Source organism: Profundibacter amoris (genome assembly GCF_003544895.1).
Classification (GTDB): Bacteria; Pseudomonadota; Alphaproteobacteria; order Rhodobacterales; family Rhodobacteraceae; genus Profundibacter; species Profundibacter amoris.
Window position 1 is genome coordinate 999,150 of sequence record NZ_CP032125.1, and the last position, 20,538, is coordinate 1,019,687.

The window sequence follows — 20,538 nt, forward strand, 5'->3', positions numbered from 1 at the left end:
ATGCGACAAGAAACCCCTTGGAATCATTCCAGCCTTTGCTAAACTGCCCCTGACGCGCCTAAGCCAAGGAATGTAACCAATGCCCAAACTGATCAGCCTTTATATCCGCAACGTCCTGTTCGGCTTTGTCCTGTCCGGCGTCTTTGTCGGCACAATGCTGTATCTGAACATCGCGAATATGTGGCATCTGGTCAGCAGTTCCAGCATGGGCTGGGTGGCGGCTGTGATGCTGTTCATGTTCAACGGTATTGTGTTCGCCGGTGTGCAATTTGCCATTGCCATCATGCGGATGGAAAAGGACGACGAACCCAAGGGCGGCAAGCGCGATCCGCTGATTGTGGAACTGCAACCGATTGCCATTCCGGTGGACGAGGATCGTAATCGTCGCCCATAGGCACAGGTAAAAAGTGCTGGTGCAGATTTAGCTATTGGGTGCTTGCAGCAATTCCAGTAAAATCAGTCGTGGGCAGAAAACCACTATGAACCGAGTGTCAGGTTTTTGCTATAGAGAGGTCAGCTAGAACTGTTGTTTGAATCGGTCTTGGTGAGATATGCGAATACTCGAGCGGTTGCTGGGAAAAGTATCCAGAAGATAAATGCCACTCCTGCTATTGGTACTATCAAAATGATAAAAATCATCAGTGGAGTGGCTTGAAGCAGGCCGAACCAAGCTCCGCTTCCAACCCAGAATAATATGCTCAGGGCTATCGTTGAGTAAACAATTTTAGCAGTAATACTCCGAGTTTCTTTGCTAATCGGCTGACGCTGCACTTTCAAATGAAATATCCAGCCCGTTAATATTGGGGCAACAATAAACGGAAGTATCATTAACAAAATTTGCGTGATCTTGCCTTCAATACCTAGTCTGGCCAATGGAACTCCAGGTGGTATACCGGCAACGGAGTGGGCATATTTTGAGCCCATTAGTGATATAACAACGCCTATGGCAGCGAAAAACCAGAAAACACCAACATATCGCATTAAACAAGCTCCAATTGGCAAATGCCCATGGGAATGGTTTGAAGTGGTTGCAGTCTAGGGTTGATAACTGAGGCTGTCTATAGGTAGGATAAAGGTCATGAACTGTTAGGTGGTAACCTGTTGATAAGACATTAATAAGTGGCGGGCCCGCGCAGGCCGTGGGGTGCGTAAATTCCCGAAGAACCCGTATGTACAGGTGGGCGCCGGGTAACTGGACCAGGATCCAGACAGAGCCAGCTCCCTTTCGGTTGAGTAAGGCCACCGGAATTGAACCCCGTTTACGAGAAAGGCAGAACCCGCCACTGCTTAACCTAATGGGCAGGGGGGCCGCATACAAGGGCTGCCGAACCGCATCACGTCAAAAAGGCGGCATAATCGCCGCCTTTGCCCAGTATCTGTGATGTTGGGGGATTGAACAAGGTTTTGCCATACCCGCAAGCATGGCGCACCTTGTTTATCCAACGGCTTATGCCGGTTCCAGCAGGCCCTTTTCCTTGGCTAGTTCGCGCATCCGTTTCTGGATTTTCTCGAACGCCCGCACTTCGATTTGGCGGATACGTTCGCGCGATACATCATACTGGCCTGACAGCTCTTCCAGCGTCACCGGTTTGTCGCGCAAGCGGCGTTGCTCCAAAATGTCCTTTTCACGATCATTCAGAACATCCATCGCCTGCACCAGCAATTCGCGGCGCACGTCCAGCTCGTCTTTCTTCTCGTAATCGCCGGCCTGATCGGCGTTTTCATCTTCCAGCCAGTCCTGCCATTGCATGGTGCCTTCGCCCTCGGACCCGACCACCGCATTCAGCGAGGCGTCCGAACCCGCCATCCGCTGGTTCATCGAGATCACCTCTTTTTCGGTGACCCCCAGATCATTTGCAATGCGTTTGACGTTATCGGGGTGCATATCCCCTTCTTCCAGCGCGCCAATACGCGCTTTGGCCTTGCGCAGATTGAAGAACAGCTTTTTCTGCGCGCTGGTGGTGCCGAGTTTCACCAGAGACCACGACCGCAGCACATATTCCTGGATGCTGGCGCGGATCCACCACATCGCATAGGTCGCCAGACGGAAGCCTTTTTCCGGATCAAAGCGTTTCACCGCCTGCATCAAACCGACGTTGGCTTCGGAAATTACCTCGGCTGTGGGCAGGCCATAGCCGCGATAGCCCATGGCGATTTTCGCCGCCAGCCGCAGGTGCGACGTCACCAGCCTGTGCGCCGCCTCCGAATCCTCGGTTTCGGCCCAGCGTTTGGCCAGCATATATTCCTCTTCCGGCTCCAGCATCGGGAATTTGCGGATTTCCTGCAAATAGCGGTTCAACCCCCCTTCAGGGGTCGGCGCGGGAAGATTTGTATAATTGCCCAAGTTCAGTGCCCTCTTCGCTTTATGTTTATTGTGTTAACATTCAGGTAGTCACGATTTCGCAGTTTTCAAGTTTCTTTCCTGCTTGTCGTCAATATTCAGTCCTCGTTAACTCTATATGAATATAACATGAAAAAACGTCCATCTTTGTGACAAAACCTCACGTTGATGTGCTTTTGCGTGTCAGATCGGCGATTAATTTCGCCATATCTTCGGGCATTTCCGCTTCAAACCGCATATCCTCACCGCTTACAGGGTGTTTGAACCCCAAAGTTGCCGCATGCAGCGCCTGCCGTGGAAAGGCGCGTGCGGCGGCCTGTCCGGCCTCGCCAACCGCCTTGATGGACAGCTTGCGCCGACCGCCATAGGTGGGATCACCAATCAGGCTGTGACCGGCATGGGCCATATGCACGCGGATCTGGTGGGTGCGGCCGGTTTCCAGCCAGCATTCGATCAGGGACGCCACCACAGGTTCGCCGATGGTCCGGATGATCCGCGACCGTGTGACCGCATGGCGGCCCGAGCCGAACAGCACCGCCTGCCGCTGGCGGTCTGTTTTGTGGCGGGCCAGTTGCGTGGTGATGCGCATGATGTTTCCGGCCTCGAAATTCACGCCCTTCACCCCGCGCACCCGTGGATCCGAGGCATCGGGTGCGCCGTAAACCACCGCCAGATAGCGCCGCTCGACCGTGTGCTTTTCAAACTGCGCCGCCAACCCCTGATGCGCGACATCCGATTTTGCCACCACTAGCAGGCCCGAGGTATCCTTGTCGATCCGGTGCACAATGCCGGGCCGCGCCACGCCGCCAACGCCGGACAGCCGGTCGCCGCAATAATGCATCAGGGCATTGACCAGAGTGCCCGACGGCGTGCCGGGGGCAGGGTGCACCACCATTCCGGCGGGTTTGTTGATGACGATCAGATCGTTGTCCTCGAACACCACAGTCAGGGGGATGTCCTCGGCCCCGATATGGCTTTCACTGGCCTGCGGCACGGTGATCTCGACCACATCCCCCTCGGCCACTTTGGCCTTCTGGTTCACCTCGACCACACCGTTCAGGCGCACCATGCCGGCGGCGATCAGTTTGGCCAGACGCGACCGGCTGAGGTTCGCGCCCTCTGGCACATCCCTTGATAACGCCTTATCAAGACGCGGGAACGGGTTTGGCCCGATCACCACCGTTACTGTATCAGAGGATGTTCCAGCCATGAATGACGCCCCGCTTGAGCCGGAAGAGCCGGCCAACCTGAAATTCCTGCGCCGGCTGGTGACAATCCTGACCGGCACAATGATTGTGGGCGTTGTAGTCATCATTGGCCTGCTTGTCATGCGGATTAATGCCAAACCCGCGGCTGTATCCACAGGTCCCGAGTTGCCGGCAAGCATAGTTTTGCCCGACGGTGCCCGCGCCACCGCTTTTACCATGGGCAAGGGCTGGTATGCGGTGGTGACAGAGGGGGACGAGATTTTGATCTATGACGCGGACAGCGGGAAATTGCGGCAGAGGATACGGATTTCAAACCAGCCGTAGCTATCCGAATAGATTTGATTTTGCCCAAAGGTGCGTTACAACTATCGGTATATGAATTACAGTTACGCATTTATCAGGAGATGGCCATGAACCTATTCACTTCATTTGACGGACGAATTCCTCGCAGCACATTCTGGCTGGGGGTTCTTGGGCTGATACTGATCTCGTTCCTGTTTATCTTTTTGCTTGGTGCGATGCTTGCAAGCACGGGCCAAATACCCCGAATGGTTCCGTTTGTTATTTCGCTTGTCCTGCTTTACCCCGCAGCCGCCATCACCGTAAAACGCCTGCATGACCGCAACAAACCGGCAATGCCGTGGCTTTTGATTTTCTTTCTGCCCGGAATCATCTCGAATTTTATGAAGGCTTTCAAAATTGATTATACCGCTTTGGATGTGAAAGCCGTCATGGAAACCGGTGGAATGATGGGAATGGGCCGGATGAGATCGATGTTTGGAATGGGTGAGTTTGAAATGCTTGTCCCGGGATCAATCGCGATGCTTGTCAGCCTTGCTTCCTTCGTGGTGGGAATATGGGCCTTGATTGAACTGGGGTTCCTGAAAGGCACAACAGGCGAAAACAGCTTTGGGCCCGATCCGCTGGGCTAGAGCGTGTCGTTTGAAACAAAAAAGGGCGCATCCAGCCAGACGCGCCCTTTTTGTTTCTATACCCGTTGCTAAGTCCGTTTCTTGCCCATCGGTTTAGACGTCTTTTTCTTGCCGGATGGTTTGGCGAACTTGCCCTTGCCGCTGTCTTTGTGACGCGGTTTGCGTGCCCCGCCCCGATCATTGGCGCCCAGATTCTTGGGTCTTGGCTTGCCGCCGCCTTTGCGTTTGGGCGTCGCATCGGCTTCGCCACCGAATTTTGGCGCGAAATCAGATTTGGGTGCCTCTTTGTGGCGGGGTTTGCTGTCGTATTTCGGGGCTGACTTCGGCTTGCCCTTGGCGGCGGGTTTGTCGCCCCCCGTATCCCATTTGGATTTGCCCTTGTAAGGTGTGCGGGGGCTGTCGTTATCGTCGCTGTCCCATTTCTTTTTGCCCTTATAGGCCGGTTTTCCGCCATCGCGATCCACTTTGCCTTTATAGGCTGGTTTGCCGCCGTCCCGATCACCCTTGCCCTTGTATGCGGGCTTGCCGCCATCGCGGTCGCTGTCCCACTCTTTCTTGCCTTTATAGGCAGGCCGGTCATCCCCGCCTTCGCGCCGCTTGTAGGGGCGTTTTTTGCCGCCCTGGGGTTTGCCGCGTGGTTGCGGGCCAAGGTCAGGGGGGGTGTCGAGCACCGTCACCTTGATGCCTTCTTCCAGTTCTTTCTTGCCGCCCAGTGCCTTCATGAAATCATTGGCAATCTGCGCGTTCAACTGCACGAATGTCTCGTCCGGTTGCATCCGGATCGCCCCGATGTCGCGTTTGGTGATGTCACCGGCGCGGCACAGCATTGGCAACAGCCAGCGTGGCTCGGCCTTCTGGTTGCGCCCGATGGTCAGGGAAATCCAGGTGCTTTCGGCAAATTCGTCGCGCGGGCTGCGCACGTCCGGCCCTGTGACCGAAACGGTTTGCAGTTCCTCCGGCGCGGACCGCTGGTCGCGATACTGGGTGATATAGGCCGCTGCAATCTGCTCGGGCGTATGGGCCGCCAGCAGTTTTGCCACGAATTCCTGATCCACCTCGTCGCTGACCTTGAAGCCCGCAAGCAGGCGTTCGTTATCACGTTCCTCGACCTGTTTGGCGGTCGGCGGTGTGTCCCATTTCGCCGTAACCTTGGCCCAGCCCAACAGGCGTTCGGCCTTTTTGCGCTGGCTCATCGGCACGATCAGGGCTGAAACCCCTTTGGACCCCGCCCGACCGGTGCGGCCCGAACGGTGCAACAGCGCCTCTTTGTTTTGCGGCAGGTCCGCGTGGATCACCAGATCCAGACCCGGCAGATCAATCCCGCGTGCGGCAACGTCGGTGGCGATACAGACCCGTGCACGTCCATCGCGCATGGATTGCAGCGCGTGGGTGCGTTCGTTCTGGCTCAGCTCGCCCGACAGCGCCACTACCGACATGCCGCGGTTGTTGAATTTCGCGGTCATATGATTCACGGCGGCGCGGGTCGCGCAAAATACCAGCGCATTTTGTGCCTCGTAATAGCGCAACAGATTGATAATCGCGTTTTCACGGTCTGCCGGTTTCACCACAAGCGCGCGGTATTCGATATCGCTATGCTGCTTGGTGTCGCCTTTGGTTTCGATCCGCACGGCGTCATGCTGATAGGTCTTGGCCAGCACCGCAATCGGGCGTGAAACCGTGGCGGAAAACAGCAGGGTGCGGCGGGTCTTGGGCGCTTCGTCCAGAATGAATTCCAGATCCTCGCGAAAGCCCAGATCAAGCATTTCGTCGGCTTCGTCCAGCACCACACAGGCGCAATCCGACAGATCCAGCGCGCCGCGTGTCAGGTGATCGCGCAGACGGCCCGGTGTGCCGACAACGATGTGGACCCCGCGATCCAGCGTGCGCCGTTCGGTGCGCGCATCCATGCCGCCAACGCAGGACCCGAATCGCGCGCCGGTTTCGGCGTACAGCCACTGCAATTCGCGCATCACCTGCAAGGCCAGTTCGCGGGTTGGCGCGATGATCAGCGCCTTGGGGGCACCGGCGCGGCCAAAGTTTTCGTCGCCGTCCAGCAGCGTGGTGGCCATCGCGATCCCGAAGGCCACGGTTTTACCTGAACCGGTCTGCGCCGATACCAATGCATCGCGCCCCACAAGATCAGGGTCCGACATCGCCTGTTGCACAGGGGTCAGTGTTTCATAGCCTTTGCGCGTCAGGGCGCGGGCCAGCGGGGTTATCAGGTCGGATACTTCGGTCACGGCGTTTTGGTCTTTCAAAATAGGTTCGGCAGGGCCTAAGCGGCCCGGATATGGGGTTGTTACACCAAAGGCAACGATTTGTCTTTGGCCAAGATCTGTGGGAAATCGGATGGGGTGGTACCAGCGACCCGAATTGAACGGGTGACCTCTTGATCCACAATCAAGCGCTCTAACCAACTGAGCTACGCCGGCACACGGTGTCCAATTAGCGTCCGATTGTGCGCTTTGCAAGAGGCCATGCTTGAAAAAGCCGATGAATCTGCGTATCGCTGCCCTTCATTCAACCGGAGACCCGAAGATGAGCATCGACAGCGAAAGCGATATCACCGCAAATATCCAGATCGGCCCCACCTCACTGGGCATGGTCCGCATCTATATCGAGGCCGAGGGGATCGATCTGCCGATGGATTTCTCGCCGGAAGAGGCGCTGGAAATCGCCGAGGAACTGACCGCGGCGGCGAAAACCGTCACGGGTGGAAAATAGCGCCCGCATCGGGGTCTGTCAGCCGTTGCAGACGGGCGGCGGCATGGCGGGCGAATTTGCGCGTCAGGGCGCTGCGCCGTGCGGCGGGCAGTTTGGTTTGCGGCCCTGTGCGGATGATTTCGGCATCAAAACCGTCGGCAATGATCAGGCCGGTTTCGGTTGGTAGCAGATCGGTGTCAAAGTCCTGATCCACGGCCCAGAAATACCGGTCGCACCATTCCAGATAGCCCTGCCATTTGTGATCCGTCTGAAAATCGGCACGGGATGATTTGCACTCAATCACCCAGATTTCCCCCTTCCGGCCAAGCGCCATCACATCCACCCGCAAACCCCGCGCGGGCACCAGTTCGGTGACACAGGCATAACCCAAATCGCGCAGATGGCGGCAAGTGCCGCGCGCCAGAATCTGGCCGGGTTGAAGGCTGGATGTCATGCCTTGATCATGAACAATAGGTGAACAGAAGGCAAGTCACTGTGCGTTGACACTGAATATTACAGTAACTGGGTTTATCCGGGATGTTCTGGATTTAAGTGAGTTACAGCTAGTAAAATAAGGGCGTGACGGGGTGTGTGGTGGATGGATGGAGCGTTTTGCTGTGACATTGCAGTAAGGGGGGAGAGGTGGTCGCAAGATTTCGACCAGTTAGCAGCCTGTTTAAGATGGATCATGGTTTCATTTAGGCTGCCAACCTCATTGGTTCTGTTTTTCTGTCATAGGCTTCATGCGGGGTCAATATTCCGTGGGTAGAATGCGGACGCTCGGTGTTGTAGTAGGCCAACCATTTCCCGATACCTGCGCGGGCCTGTGACCCCGTTTCAAATGCGTTTAGGTAAATGCATTCATATTTTAAGGATCGCCAGAGCCGCTCGATCATGCGGTTATCAACCCAGCGGCCTTTGCCGTCCATGGATATAGCCACGTCAGCATCTTTCAGCGCCTGTGTCCATTCAAAGCCGGTGAATTGGCTGCCTTGATCGCTGTTCATGATCTCTGGCTTTCCGTATCTTGCGATGGCCTCGTTCAGGGCTTCAACGCAAAAGCCTGCTTCCATGCTATTTGACAAACGCCAGCTCAAAACCTTGCGGCTGTACCAGTCCATAATGGCGACCAAATAGAGGAATCCGCGCTGCATCGGAATGTAAGTGATGTCGACACACCACACCTGATTTGATCGATTAATTTCCAGTTTCCTCAGTAGATATGGGTAAATTTTGTGCTGCGGATGTTTCTTGCTGGTGTTTGGCGTCTGGTAGATTGGCACCAAACGCATGAGTCGCATTAATCGACGCACACGATGGCGGCCACATTTGTGACCCTGCCGCAGCATATAACGCGCCATTTGGCGCGACCCATACCAAGGCGTGTCCAAAAACTGCTTATCAATGATGGCCATAAAGCGCAGACTCTCCGCACTTTCGCCCTTTAGCTGATAGTATAGGTTTGACCGCACCAGCGACAGCAGCCTGCATTGCCGCCTGACACTCAGACCGTAATCCTTGCTCACCATTTTTTGCCTCGCGCTCCGAGCAACTGAACCGAGGCGTTGGCTAAAAAATCCCGTTCCACACCCAGTTGGCCGATCTTCGAATGCAACCTATCGATCTGGGCTTCATCAACGCGCCCCGGATCACCGCCTCGCTTGCTGAACGCTGAGGCCATATTGTCAATCGCAGTACGCTTCCACGTCCCGATCTGGGTGGGGTGAACGCCGTATTTCTTCGCCAACTCCGCCATCGTCATTTCTTCACGGATCGCTTCAAGTGCTACCTTGGCTTTAAATTCAGGCGAATGGTTCTTTCGTTTCGTCATTTTGAATCGTCTTTCTCATTAGTCGATCCATCTTAAACACTGGTCCGAAATCTTGCGACCACCTCTCACTGTGACGGTGCTGCCATGAGACGTGTCTCCCTGAATGCCCGCGCGGCTATGGATGCCGCCAACTGCGACGAGGTCGAGATCGTATTGCTGACGTTCGAGCACCCGGAATTGCCAAAGCCGGTGCGCCTGTCGACCGACCCGACCGAACGGCTGTCGATAGACCCGTTGCTCTATGGCACCCGCTCGAGCTGGTCCGGGGCAGACCCTGTCACCGATCCCTATCTGTTCATTCTGGCCTCTGCCGAGTTCCCATCCGACCTCGAGGATGCGCCGGCAGCCGCGACAATCGTGCTGGAAAACGTGGACAATGAAATCGCGGCCTTGCTGCGCAGTTTTACCGACCGCCCAGTTGTGCATATGGCCGTGGTGCTGGCCTCGTCACCTGATCTGGTCGAGGCGGAGTATCGCAACCTGAATGTGATCGGCGTGGATGGCAATGCGGGGGAGGTTTCCTTGTCCATTTCCCGCGCCCCGATCGAAGAGGAATCCGTGCCGATGGATCGTTTTACCAAAGACCGGTTTCCGGGACTGTTCCGCTGATGGCGTGGTCGGATAAATATATCGGCATCCCCTATCTGGATCGCGGACGCGGATTTGACGGATGCGACTGCTGGGGTCTTGCGCGGCTGGTTTATGCCCGGGAACTGGGTATTGCGCTGCCATCCTATACCGGGGCCTATTCCAGCGCCGAGGAGGCCGCAGAGGTGGCCGCTCTGCTGGATACACGCAACCGGATGCAGACTTGGCAACAAGTCTCAACACCCCGCCCGTTTGATCTGATCCTGTACCGCCACGGACGGCTATCAACCCATGTGGCCATCGTGATTGACGACTACCGGATGTTACATATCCAGTCGGATGATGCGGCAAAGGTCGAGAGCGTAGACGATCCCCGCTGGCAGGCACGTCTGGTCGGGTTTTATCGCCATGTTCACACCCGGTTAAAGGAGGATTGAATGAGCATTGAACTAACCGCGATGCCCCTGCTGGATCCCGCCCAGGGCCGCATCAATGCGGCCATGCCGGAAGGGTTGACCTTGCTGGAAATGGTGAAGCAGTCCTTCCCTTCAATGTCCGGGCAGGACCAAAAGAACCTGCGTGTCTGTTTGGTCACGGCCAAGGGTGCGCAGGTCATCGAGCAGCGGTTCTGGCGCTGCACACGCCCGCGTGAAGGGGTGCGCGTTATCATCCGGCTGATTCCCGGAAAGTCTGCCCTGCGGCAAATCCTGACCGTTGTAATTTCGGTTGTCGCGCTTGCATTTGCTCCGACGGTTGCGGCATATTTCGGGGTCACCAGCGAGTTGGGGGTCAGCCTGATTGCGGCGGGGCTGAATGTGGTCGGGCTGATGCTGCTGAATGCGCTGATACCGGTGCCGACGCCCGACGAGATCAGCAAGAAGAACACCTATTCGATCTCCGGCCTGCAGAACCAGTTGCGGCGGGATGAGCCTGTGCCGCTGGTGCTGGGAAAACACCGTTTTGCGCCACCGTTCGGCGCGATGTCCTACACCGAGATTATTGGCGATCAGCAGTATGTAAGAGCGCTCTTTTGCTTTGGTTACGGGCGTCTGAAATTGAGCGATTTCAAGCTGGGCGAAACCTCGATCGATGATTACAGGGATGTGGATATAGAGGTGCGGGAGGGGGTGGACGGGGATGCCCCCATAACCCTGTACCCAAATCAGGTTCTGGAAGACCCGACCAGTATCGAGTTGACCCGCCCGTATCCCCGTGATGATGCGGGGGAAATTATTCACGGCAGCACCCCGACAGAAACCCCGATCCGCCGATACACCGCAGTTGATACCGAAACGGCCTCGATCATTCTGGGGTTTCCGTCAGGCCTGTTCGCAGTCAATGGCAAGGGAAATCTGTATTACGCCACTGTTGAAATCAGAATCCGGCAGCGTCTGGCCGGTGCCGTGAACTGGATCGATGTCGAGACCCTGAAAATATCCGCCAAGGAGAGGTCCGGGTTCTTTCGGCAGCACACATGGAAACTACCCTCGCGCGGGCGCTGGCAAATCGAGGTCACAAGATTGACCGGGGAGTCGACCTCGACCAGTCGCTCCGACCGTTCCTATATTTCAGCCCTGCAATCGATCAGGCCCGAGTATCCGGTCAACTTCGACAAGCCTCTGGCTCTTGTCGCGATGCGCATCCGGGCGACCTATCAGCTGAATGGCGCACTGGATAATTTCAATGCTGTCGTTGAACGTTATGCCCCTGTGTGGACCGGAACCGGCTGGTCGGATGGTCTGTCCAGAAATCCGGCAAGTTCATATGTTCAGGCCCTGACAGGGCCATCAAATCCCTATCCTGTCCCCGTCGGCGAAATAGATTGGGATATGATTGGCCGCTGGTATGAGTTTTGCGCGACCAAGGGTCTGAAATATGACAACGTACACGGGTCATCCGAAACACTTGCAGACATGCTGTTGAAGATTTGTGCTGCAGGTCGCGCCACACCGCGCCACGATGGATTGAAGTGGGGTGTTGTTGTGGATCGACCGGACGATTTGATTGTGGATCACATCAATCCGCGCAACTCGGCCGAGTTCACATGGAGCCGCCAGTATTTCAACCCGCCCCATGCTTTTCGCGTGAAATTCTTTGATGAGACCAATGGTTATCAGGAGGCGGAGCGGATCATACCGTGGCCGGGCTACACCGGTGACATCACCCTTACCGAGGCCCTCAACTTGCCCGGCAAAACCGATCCGGACGAAATCTGGATCGAGGGCCGCCGACGGATGTACGAGCTGATGCACCGACCGGACGTATTCACGGCCACACAGGACGGGGCTATTCGGGTGGCCACGCGCGGCGACACAATCATGGGCAGCTTTGATGTGCTGGAGCGCAGTCAGGTTGCCGCGCGGGTGGTGGATGTGACGGGTGACAGCATCGTGCTGGATGAAGAGGTCTTGATCGAGGCTGACAAGCCCTATGCAATACGGTTCCGCACTTTTGCCCCGGGCGATACGATTGGACAGTCTGTTGTGCGTGATGTTGTCGCTTCACCCGGTGAAACCTCGGTGCTGCGACTGCCGGCGGGCGAAAGCGGACCGCAGGTCGGTGATCTGGTTCATTTCGGGGTCAAGGCGACCGAGAGCATCGCCCTGAAGGTGAAGGGGGTCGAGGCCGGCGAGAATTTCTCCAGCATCCTGAATATGGTGGCTGCAGCGCCGGAGATCGAGGCGCTGGTAGATGCCGAAACCACGCCTGAATGGAGTGGCCGCGTCGGTGGAGTTCTGATACCGGCGGCTCCACCGCCACCGCCCTCTGCTCCTGAATTCACGATGATTGCCACGGGGATCAACGGGACAGGTAACGCAGATCATATCCGCGTTCTTGTTGCGCCGGTGTCCGGCTCGACAGCGGTTGTCAGCAAGCTGCGAATTGAACACAGACTAGGCGGCGGGTCGACATGGACAGCGATCGAGGTTCCGGTGGCAGATGGTGGTGCGTTGATTGATAATTACTCGAACGGAGATGCAGTCGATCTGCGCGCATTGGCAATTTCCGAGGATGGACAGCAGGGTCCGTATACGCCTGTTGTTCAGGTTTTGATAGGTTCCAGTGATCCGATCATCCCCGGATTTATGCCTACCAGTTCCATCGTAATTCGGGGGGCATTGGGTTATGCCGCCGTCACTGTTGCAATCAGTTCCGTCAACCCGCCATCCCAAATCCAGCTGTACCGCGCCCCGTCCGGTACTGCACTGGACAAGGTCCAGCATGCTGTGGGTGAACCGTTCACAGTCACGGCCTCGACGACGGCGGTCTATATTGATGGTGATGGCACGCGGGTGAATTTACTGGAAGATGGAGATTTCACGCTGGCGACTGCCTGGACCGCCGGTCCGAACTGGACCCTGTCCGGAGGCAGTGCGACCCACAGCGCCGGTTCCGCCGACAATCTGTCCCAGCCGGTCAATCTGGTAGCCGGTCAGGATTACAGGATCGCACTGACCGTTAGCGGACGCACTGCGGGATCGATAACGCCGCAGCTTTCAGGCGGTCTGGTGGTGGCCGGAAATGCCGTTGTTTCGGACGGTTTGGCGCTGGATCGTTTGACTGCGGCAAGTGGCAACAACACGTTCGAACTGGTGGCCTCGACAGACTTTGACGGGACGGTTGATGATGTGGTGATTTTCATGGAGACCCCGGAATCAATTCCAGCCGGTTTGTATGACTACTACCTCGAACCCCAAACCCTTGGGGGCTTTTTGGAGGTCATTCCCGGTCCATTATCGGCACCTGTAACGACGCAGATAAAATAGGACAATCTGGTTATGGCACAAAACGGCGTAAAAACAAACGATCTACCGAGTTTATCTTCCTTCGATAGTCTGGTGGGAAATGACGCGGCCACAACGGGGCTTGTGCCTGTGGCGAATATTGCGTCTACCATGAAGGCCGATCCATCCTTTGCGGCGCTATCCCCAAGCCGATCGTTTGACACGCAGTCAAAGCTGCAGGCCGACGCTTCGATGAGCTATCTGCCCGGATCATCCAACCATGTTGCCGCCGGAGACAGGCTTCAGAGCCGTGACGGAAAACTGTTCGAAGTCGCTCCGGCCAATGCAATCGATTATGATCTGAAAACGATCGGGGGCATCGCCCTATATTATGTGCCCTCGCCTCACACGGGCTTTGGGCAGTTGCAATCGCCTGTTTACGAGGCACGGGTTCAAAGCGCCAATGCCCCGGCAATCATTACCAGTTTCGGGGGGTTACTATACGGATATTTCGGCGGACGCATCTATTCCAAAAGCGGCGAGGCGTCGGCGTGGGTTGAAGTTTGTCTCGCACCTGACTCCTCCGAGATTGTTGCACTGGAACCGATGGCCGACGGCGAGGTTGTTGCTGTAACATCAACTTCCATCCAAAAATCAAGCGGATGGGGCGCCGGAGCCGTTACATGGACATCAAAGGCCTCTGTAACAGGCGGCACAGCCGTGTATCTGCCATATTCCACCGCTGGCAGTGACGGGGTCCGTATGATTGTCGGTGAATATGCAACCGGCGGTCCGGCTGCTGGCTGGGAAAATTCGCAAAAGGTCTGGGCAACACAGGATTCCGGGGCAACATGGCAGGCCGTTTATGATGCTGCATCACTCTATCCCTCCGGATTCGGGGACACACATATCCACGGGTGTTGTTACGACAAATGGCAGGATGTGTTTTTTGTGATCGAGGGACACACCTCGAGCATGGGAATATACTGGAATGCAGATCCTTTCGCATCACCTGCCGGTTGGACCCGTATCGAAAAAGGCCCTCTCGGGGCCGTTCGTAGCGAGGGCCAGCCGACCTGCATTGTCCCCACGGATAATGGCATTGTTCTGGCCTCCGACGCCCCGGAACAGGGGATATGGGGTATTCAGCGCGGAGCAACTCCGGCGGATATGCAGGTGCACTGGATTTGGGAATGGCCGGGAGGACGGGGAGGAACGCTGGGCTTTGGTCTGTGCCATGCCCGTGATCCCCGGACTGGGATTGTTTATCTCGGGTATAATCACAACCATGTGGCGGACAGTTATAACCCGCTGGCAGTGTTTGCTTCGGATGGATTGTCTGGCGGGCAGGTCTGGGCGGGCGGCCCGTCCACTGTGCCTACATCCGGAAACTCGAATGATATTTCACGGATCGCAGTGACGCCCTGGGGCACGATCGAGGCCGAGGTCAGCGCTGCTGCCGAGGTCGGGGCCAAGCGCATTTCCGGTCGCATAACTGCAAATACCGGATGGTCCGCAAGCCATGATCCGGGTGGTGTTCTGGGCGGTTCTCGCGAAGGCACAATCGGAAATGAGCGGGCGATGGCTGCGGGGGATGGATCACTGGCCTCGGCGAACGGGGCAACAGCTGTTGGTCCGGTAGCAAAGGCCCTTCACGCGGCCTCGACAGCTGTTGGGGCCGGAGCCAAAACAGTCGGTGTAAATTCCACTGCCGTTGGCCGTTCAGCACAGGCTGACGTATCTGGATTTGCGGGGGGATACCTGACAAAGGCTGGGCCGAACAGTGTTGTGATCAGCTCCAATGTAGACCTTTCCGCAATGTCCGGTATTTCTGGCGTCGGTGCCAATCTTGTCATCACCAAGGACAATGTGGTCGGTGTTGGCGCGTCTGTGAATGTAACGAATAGCTGGGGCGTCTGCATCGGCTCGTTTTCCAAGTCGACTGGTTTGGCGGGGACGGTACTGGGCCACGCATCCGAAGCCAACCACGCCTATTCCACGGTGATCGGCAAGGGTGTTATTTCCACCGCCCCGTATCAGGTGAAATTCGGGGATCAGCACCTGCAACTCTCTCCGCCCACATCGGCCCCCGGGGTTCCGGCCTTGGGGGATTTTAACGTCTGGGCGCATGATTTGGGAGGAGGAGCCGGGGAATTGCGCTTCAAAGGCAATGACGGAACCGAATACAAAATATCGATGACGGCAGTATGATGGACATTCAAACAACCCCGCAGGACTACATCGAGGTGCTGGTTAAGCAGCGCAATGATATGGCTGACCGGCTGGTTAATGCCGAAGCTGCAAACGCAGCCCTGCAGCGCGGCATTCTCGAGATGCAGGAAGCATTGGCCGAGGTCAGGGCGGAGCTGAAGGCCCTGCAACCTGACAGCCACGAGAGCACATAGCAGAAGGCCAGAGGGTGCACTAACACCCTCCGACACGGGGCATTATTTACCACAAACCCCCGCCGACCCCGAACAGTTCAAGGCCGCTTCTGACCCCGTCAGGGGCAGCCATCTAATGAAGTGATTCTCTTAATTATGCCTGAACGACATATCCCGAAAACCGCACCTGTCGCCCCGTATCAGGGCGGCAAGCGCAATCTGGCGACGCGCATTTGCGCCCTGATCGACGCTGACAATCACCACACCTATGCCGAACCGTTTGTCGGCATGGGTGGCATTTTTTTGCGCCGCACCCGTCAGCCCCGCGCCGAGATCATCAATGACTACAGCCGCGATGTGGCCAATCTGTTCCGGATATTGCAGCGTCATTACCCGCAGTTTCTGGACCACCTGCGCTTCCAGCTGACTACCCGCACCGAGTTTCTGCGCCTGATTGATACCGATCCTGCTACCTTGACCGATCTGGAACGGGCGGCAAGGTTCCTTTATCTGCAGCGCACGGCGTTTGGCGGCAAGGTATCGGGCCGCAATTTCGGTGTGTCCAAGGACCGTCCTGCAAGGTTCAACCTGACGACGCTGGAACCAATGCTCGAGGATCTGCACAGCCGCCTGTCCGGGGTGGTGATCGAGTGTCTGGATTACGGCGCGTTCATTCCCCGTTACGACAGCCGTTAGACGCTGTTCTATCTCGACCCGCCCTACTGGGGCTGCGAGAGCGACTACGGAAAGCAGGTGTTCTGCCGCGCCGATTTCGCCCGTTTGGCGGAGGTTTTAGGGGGCATTAAAGGCCGGTTCATCATGTCTTTAAACGACGTTGAAGGGGTGCGTGAAACCTTTGGCAGATTCCATATCGCCCCGATTAAAACCACCTACACCATCGCCGCCAAAAGCGAGGCGAGGGGCGAGCGCGGAGAGGTCTTGATTGCGAACTATGATTTATCTGATAAATACGACCCATCCCCCTAAATCAGCAAAAACCTTCTGCTGTAAATATCTCTGGCAAACACTGTAAAAATGTGTGGCGGGCTACAGTCACATCACCGCAACGCCCCATTGACCCGAATCCTGCTTGTCGCTATTAATTGAACAACCGTTCAATAATGCAAGCGAGGCCACCATGTTCAATGCTGTGATGAATTTCGATTTGGGTGAAGATGTTAACGCCATCCGCGACATGGTGCATCGCTGGGCACAGGACCGGATCAAACCGATTGCCGCCGAGGTGGACGAAAAGAACGAATTCCCCAATGACCTATGGCGCGAGTTTGGCGAAATGGGCCTGCTGGGGGTGACCACGCCGGAAAGATACGGCGGGGCGGATATGTCTTACCTCGCGCATGTTGTGGCGGTCGAGGAGATTGCGCGTGCATCGGCCTCGGTGGCGCTGTCTTATGGCGCACATTCCAATCTGTGCGTGAACCAGATCAAGCGCAACGGCACCGAAGAGCAGAAGATGAAATATCTGCCCAAGCTGATCTCGGGCGAGCATATCGGCGCATTGGCGATGAGCGAGGCGGGCGCAGGTTCGGACGTGGTTTCGATGAAGCTAAAGGCCGAGAAAAAGAACGGCTATTACACCCTGTCGGGCACAAAATACTGGATCACCAACGGGCCGGATGCCGACACCATCGTGGTTTACGCCAAGACCGATCCCGAGGCCGGCGCGCGCGGTATCACGGCGTTTATTGTGGAAACCGACGTGAAAGGCTTTTCCACCAGCCCGCATTTCGACAAGATGGGGATGCGTGGTTCCAACACTGCCGAGCTGATTTTCGATAACGTCGAGGTGCCGTTCGAAAACGTATTGGGCGAGGAGGGGCGCGGAGTGGCCGTGCTGATGTCCGGTCTGGATTACGAGCGCGTGGTTTTGTCGGGCATCGGCACCGGCATCATGGCTGCCTGCATGGACGAGGTGATGCCCTATATCGCCGAGCGCAAACAGTTCGGCCAGCCGATCGGGAATTTCCAGCTGATGCAGGCCAAGGTGGCCGATATGTATACGGCGATGAATTCGGCCCGCGCCTATACCTACGAGGTGGCCAAGGCCTGTGATCGCGGTGAGGTCACCCGTCAGGACGCGGCGGCCTGTGTGCTCTATGCGAGTGAGCAGGCGATGATGCAGGCGCATCAGGCCGTGCAGGCGATGGGCGGCACGGGGTATATGAACGAAAGCACCGTTAGTCGCCTGATGCGGGACGCCAAACTGATGGAGATCGGCGCGGGGACAAGTGAAATCCGCCGGATGTTGATCGGGCGGGAATTGATGGGAGCGATGAAGTGAAGATAACTGTATTTGTAATGAGTATTCTTGCCTCCCCGCTTTGGGCCGAGGATGGCATGGTTGAACGCTATGGCCCCTTGCTGACCCAATGCTATGCGCAGGCTGCGGATGCTGCGGCACTGAAAGACTGCATCGGCGCGATGTCGGGCAACTGCATGGCGCGGGAGGAGCAGGGCGAAACCACATATGGCATGGCGACCTGCACCGCGTCCGAGACCGAGGTCTGGGACGGGTTACTGAATGACGAATACCGCCAGACGATGACCTATATGAAGGCGCTGGACAAGGATGAGGCCGAGATATTCCCCGAATTCGCCAACCGTGCCGATGCGCTGAAAAAGGCGCAGCGGGCGTGGCTGGTGTATCGGGATGCTTCCTGTGATCTGCAATATGCGATTGGCGGGTCGGGGAGCATCCGGCAATTATATGGCGCGGGCTGTTTTATGCAGATGACGGCAGAACGCACGATCGGGTTGAAACAAATGCGCGAGGTCGAGGGATGAAACGGACTTGTTTGAAATACGCGGCATATGCTTTGTTGGCCATGTTGCCGGAGGCAGGGGCTGTGGCAGCGCAGGAACTGGTGTTTTCAATGCAGGCGACGGATGCCTGTATTGCCGACAGCGGACACGAGGGGAATACAGAGCAATGCATCGGGGTATCTGCCAACCTATGCATGGAGCGCACGAATGGCGGGCAAAGCACTGCCGGAATGGTCGCCTGCATGGGGGCCGAGCTTGAGGCGTGGGATCAGCGTTTGAACGCGGCCTATGCCGAATTGATGGCGCGGGAAAAGGCCGAGGACAAGGAAATGGCCGATCTGGGGTCGGCCGCGCCAAAACAGTCACCGGCTTTGCTGGACATGCAGCGCAAATGGATCGCCTATCGCGATGCCCGTTGTAACTATATCGGCGCGCAATGGGGTGGCGGGAGCGGCACAGGGCCGGCGGTGCAGGGCTGCCATATGGTGATGACGGGCAAACTGGCGCTGTTCCTGCAACAGATGCTGACGGATTATTGAGGGTATAATGGCGAAACTGAACAGCACGGCTTTGCCGTCCTCCGAAACATTCCGGACCAACGGCGAAGGGTATACGAGCGAAAATACGGTTTCGCCGCTGATGTGCGGTGCGAAATCGATGGAGATCGAGGCGGGCATTAGCAAGATTAGGCAGATGCTGATTGGGCGCAAGTTGATGGGGGCGATGGGGTGATGGAGGAAATTGCCCCAATAATTATAATCATTGGTGGCATTACGTTGGCAGTTCTGTGGTCTATGAATGGGGCGAAAAGAGCCAAGATTGATGATTTAGAGAAAAGAAATGAATATCAACGTAAGACTTCGCAAAAAGAAATTGAAAGATTAAATTCAGCCCAAAATGAACATAACCGGAAGACGCAGGAAAAACACATCAAGAGAATTAGAGAACTAAAAGTAGAGACAAAAAGGCTCGCAGATATTAATCACAAAACTACCGCGAACTTAACAAAGTTAAGTGAACGCCAACGTGGGTTACTCGCAATAATTGAAGAAAAGAACAGCCACTTCCCGTGGCTGGCAACTGCCTTTTCTGATTATCAAGACTACTTGGGTAAAATGGATGCTGCCTTACTGTTAAGTAAGAAAAGGCCGGCACCAAAGGCAGTTGAAAAGATAAAGGAAGCCACGCGAAGAGCATCAAACGCGGAAAAAAGGTTTCGCAGTCTAAAGTATCGAATTGATTTTTATGAAAAATACTTTCCTTGGATTATGGACGTGACCGGCGACTCTTTGGAAGAGTTCCTAAATGCGCAAGAAGCTATTGTTTCACCGCCGCTTGAAAGTCAGAATGATGATCCTGTTCGCAATATGCTATCTCAACAGGAATATGCTGCATTTTCCACAGCTGAAAGAAACCAGTTGGCGCTCGATAGATGGAAGAGTAAACGAAAGTCCAATTGGGAAATTGGCCGGATGTATGAGCGATACATTGGTTATTTATACGAAGAACAGGGCAATCGTGTTGAATATTTCGGTGCCATAAAAGGATTGGACGATCTTGGACGTGATTTGATTGTTCGGAAGAGTGGAGAGACTATGATTGTCCAGTGTAAATACTGGGCAAAGGAAAAGACCATCCATGAAAAACACATATTCCAATTATTTGGCACCGTTGTTGAACATATCGCACGCACGAATTCAAATGGGGAAAGCTTGCCGTTATTTGAGACATTCACCCAGCTTTCAGATATTCGCCCAGTATTTGTAACCTCGACGGTTCTAAGTGAAAGGGCTAAAGAGTTTGCTGCACTGTTGAAAGTGGAGGTGCGCGAAAGTGTTCCTTTTGGCGACTACCCAATAATCAAGTGCAATATTTCAAAAAGGAATGGTGAACGTGTTTACCACCTACCATTCGATCAGCAATATGACCGAACTGTTATCGAACCTGAAGAGGGTGAATTTTATGCATGGACGACAGATGAAGCAGAGAAACAGGGTTTTCGTCGAGCACACCGGTGGCGTCCAGAGAGGGGGGATTAAAAT

20 protein-coding genes, 1 tRNA gene and 1 pseudogene are annotated in these 20,538 nt (G+C 55.8%); 15 read left to right on the plus strand and 7 right to left on the minus strand.

Annotation, left to right across the window (positions count from 1 at the left end; translation table 11 throughout):
• Positions 1–79 precede the first annotated feature (79 nt).
• Positions 80–394 carry a hypothetical protein gene (locus tag BAR1_RS04980; RefSeq protein WP_118941997.1) on the plus strand — a complete coding sequence of 105 codons (315 nt, stop codon included), beginning with the start codon at positions 80–82 and terminating at the stop codon, positions 392–394.
• A 119-nt stretch (positions 395–513) separates the two neighbouring features.
• Here BAR1_RS04980 and BAR1_RS04985 read toward each other — a convergent pair whose 3' ends face one another.
• The 3 genes from BAR1_RS04985 to BAR1_RS04995 all read right to left on the minus strand — a co-directional run bounded on the left by BAR1_RS04985 (position 514) and on the right by BAR1_RS04995 (position 3,551).
• Positions 514–981, minus strand: a complete 468-nt coding sequence (locus BAR1_RS04985) for a hypothetical protein (RefSeq protein ID WP_118941998.1) — start codon at positions 979–981, stop codon at positions 514–516.
• A gap of 466 nt (positions 982–1,447) precedes the next feature.
• The gene (rpoH, locus tag BAR1_RS04990) at positions 1,448–2,344 is read right to left on the minus strand and encodes an RNA polymerase sigma factor RpoH (protein ID WP_118941999.1); all 897 of its coding nucleotides are present in this window, start codon (positions 2,342–2,344) and stop codon (positions 1,448–1,450) included.
• A 157-nt stretch (positions 2,345–2,501) separates the two neighbouring features.
• A complete protein-coding gene (locus BAR1_RS04995; RefSeq protein ID WP_118942000.1) occupies positions 2,502–3,551 on the minus strand; it encodes an RluA family pseudouridine synthase in 1,050 nt (349 codons plus the stop codon).
• Between BAR1_RS04995 and BAR1_RS05000 the strand changes: the two genes are divergently transcribed.
• Both BAR1_RS05000 and BAR1_RS05005 read left to right on the plus strand, forming a co-directional pair.
• A complete protein-coding gene (locus BAR1_RS05000) occupies positions 3,550–3,873 on the plus strand; it encodes a DUF6476 family protein (protein ID WP_118942001.1) in 324 nt (107 codons plus the stop codon). The two genes, BAR1_RS04995 and BAR1_RS05000, sit on opposite strands and share 2 nt — an antisense overlap.
• Positions 3,874–3,893: 20 nt before the next feature.
• Positions 3,894–4,481, plus strand: a complete 588-nt coding sequence (locus BAR1_RS05005) for a DUF805 domain-containing protein (RefSeq protein WP_162891675.1) — start codon at positions 3,894–3,896, stop codon at positions 4,479–4,481.
• A 68-nt stretch (positions 4,482–4,549) separates the two neighbouring features.
• Here BAR1_RS05005 and BAR1_RS05010 read toward each other — a convergent pair whose 3' ends face one another.
• Both BAR1_RS05010 and BAR1_RS05015 read right to left on the minus strand, forming a co-directional pair.
• A complete protein-coding gene (locus BAR1_RS05010) occupies positions 4,550–6,739 on the minus strand; it encodes a DEAD/DEAH box helicase (RefSeq protein ID WP_323368584.1) in 2,190 nt (729 codons plus the stop codon).
• Between the two features lie 97 nt (positions 6,740–6,836).
• Positions 6,837–6,913: transfer RNA gene (locus BAR1_RS05015), tRNA-His, on the minus strand.
• 106 nt (positions 6,914–7,019) lie between these two features.
• On the opposite strand from BAR1_RS05015, the gene BAR1_RS05020 reads away from it, so the two are divergent.
• The gene (locus tag BAR1_RS05020) at positions 7,020–7,205 is read left to right on the plus strand and encodes a DUF6324 family protein (RefSeq protein ID WP_118942003.1); all 186 of its coding nucleotides are present in this window, start codon (positions 7,020–7,022) and stop codon (positions 7,203–7,205) included.
• On the opposite strand, the gene BAR1_RS05025 is transcribed toward BAR1_RS05020, so the two are convergent.
• Positions 7,189–7,638, minus strand: a complete 450-nt coding sequence (locus tag BAR1_RS05025; protein WP_118942004.1) for an MmcB family DNA repair protein — start codon at positions 7,636–7,638, stop codon at positions 7,189–7,191. The two genes, BAR1_RS05020 and BAR1_RS05025, sit on opposite strands and share 17 nt — an antisense overlap.
• Positions 7,639–7,882: 244 nt before the next feature.
• Positions 7,883–9,015 (minus strand): IS3 family transposase gene (locus BAR1_RS05030; RefSeq protein ID WP_118942005.1). Its coding sequence is split into 2 segments (ribosomal slippage): positions 7,883–8,763 and positions 8,763–9,015, totalling 1,134 coding nucleotides; the frame shifts between segments, so codons are not numbered across the junction.
• Positions 9,016–9,099: 84 nt separating this feature from the next.
• On the opposite strand from BAR1_RS05030, the gene BAR1_RS05035 reads away from it, so the two are divergent.
• From BAR1_RS05035 to BAR1_RS05085, 11 genes and pseudogenes are all read left to right on the plus strand, one after another.
• Complete coding sequence (locus BAR1_RS05035) at positions 9,100–9,624, plus strand: hypothetical protein (RefSeq protein ID WP_118942006.1); 525 nt, start codon at positions 9,100–9,102, stop codon at positions 9,622–9,624.
• Entirely contained in the window at positions 9,624–10,040 is a 417-nt protein-coding gene (locus tag BAR1_RS05040) for a C40 family peptidase (protein ID WP_118942007.1), read from the plus strand. Before BAR1_RS05035 ends, BAR1_RS05040 begins: the two co-directional genes overlap by 1 nt.
• Positions 10,041–13,370, plus strand: coding sequence for a TipJ family phage tail tip protein (gene gpJ / locus BAR1_RS05045; protein WP_118942008.1), 3,330 nt, complete (start codon positions 10,041–10,043; stop codon positions 13,368–13,370).
• Positions 13,371–13,442: 72 nt separating this feature from the next.
• Positions 13,443–15,539 (plus strand): hypothetical protein, encoded by a 2,097-nt coding sequence (locus BAR1_RS05050; RefSeq protein ID WP_162891676.1) that lies wholly within the window; start codon positions 13,443–13,445, stop codon positions 15,537–15,539.
• Positions 15,539–15,733 carry a hypothetical protein gene (locus BAR1_RS05055; protein ID WP_118942010.1) on the plus strand — a complete coding sequence of 65 codons (195 nt, stop codon included), beginning with the start codon at positions 15,539–15,541 and terminating at the stop codon, positions 15,731–15,733. The genes BAR1_RS05050 and BAR1_RS05055 overlap by 1 nt, the downstream gene beginning before the upstream one ends.
• Positions 15,734–15,868: 135 nt before the next feature.
• Positions 15,869–16,699, plus strand: a pseudogene (locus BAR1_RS18385) (DNA adenine methylase).
• Between the two features lie 151 nt (positions 16,700–16,850).
• Positions 16,851–18,014: an isovaleryl-CoA dehydrogenase gene (locus tag BAR1_RS05065; RefSeq protein WP_118942011.1), complete on the plus strand. Its 1,164-nt coding sequence runs from the start codon at positions 16,851–16,853 to the stop codon at positions 18,012–18,014.
• Between the two features lie 17 nt (positions 18,015–18,031).
• Positions 18,032–18,517: a lysozyme inhibitor LprI family protein gene (locus BAR1_RS05070; RefSeq protein ID WP_118942012.1), complete on the plus strand. Its 486-nt coding sequence runs from the start codon at positions 18,032–18,034 to the stop codon at positions 18,515–18,517.
• Positions 18,514–19,035, plus strand: coding sequence for a lysozyme inhibitor LprI family protein (locus BAR1_RS05075; protein WP_228408750.1), 522 nt, complete (start codon positions 18,514–18,516; stop codon positions 19,033–19,035). The genes BAR1_RS05070 and BAR1_RS05075 overlap by 4 nt, the downstream gene beginning before the upstream one ends.
• A 7-nt stretch (positions 19,036–19,042) precedes the next feature.
• Complete coding sequence (locus BAR1_RS05080; protein WP_118942013.1) at positions 19,043–19,228, plus strand: hypothetical protein; 186 nt, start codon at positions 19,043–19,045, stop codon at positions 19,226–19,228.
• On the plus strand, positions 19,228–20,535 hold the full coding sequence (locus BAR1_RS05085) for a restriction endonuclease (RefSeq protein WP_118942014.1): 1,308 nt from the start codon (positions 19,228–19,230) through the stop codon (positions 20,533–20,535). The genes BAR1_RS05080 and BAR1_RS05085 overlap by 1 nt, the downstream gene beginning before the upstream one ends.
• The last annotated feature ends 3 nt before the right edge of the window (positions 20,536–20,538 follow it).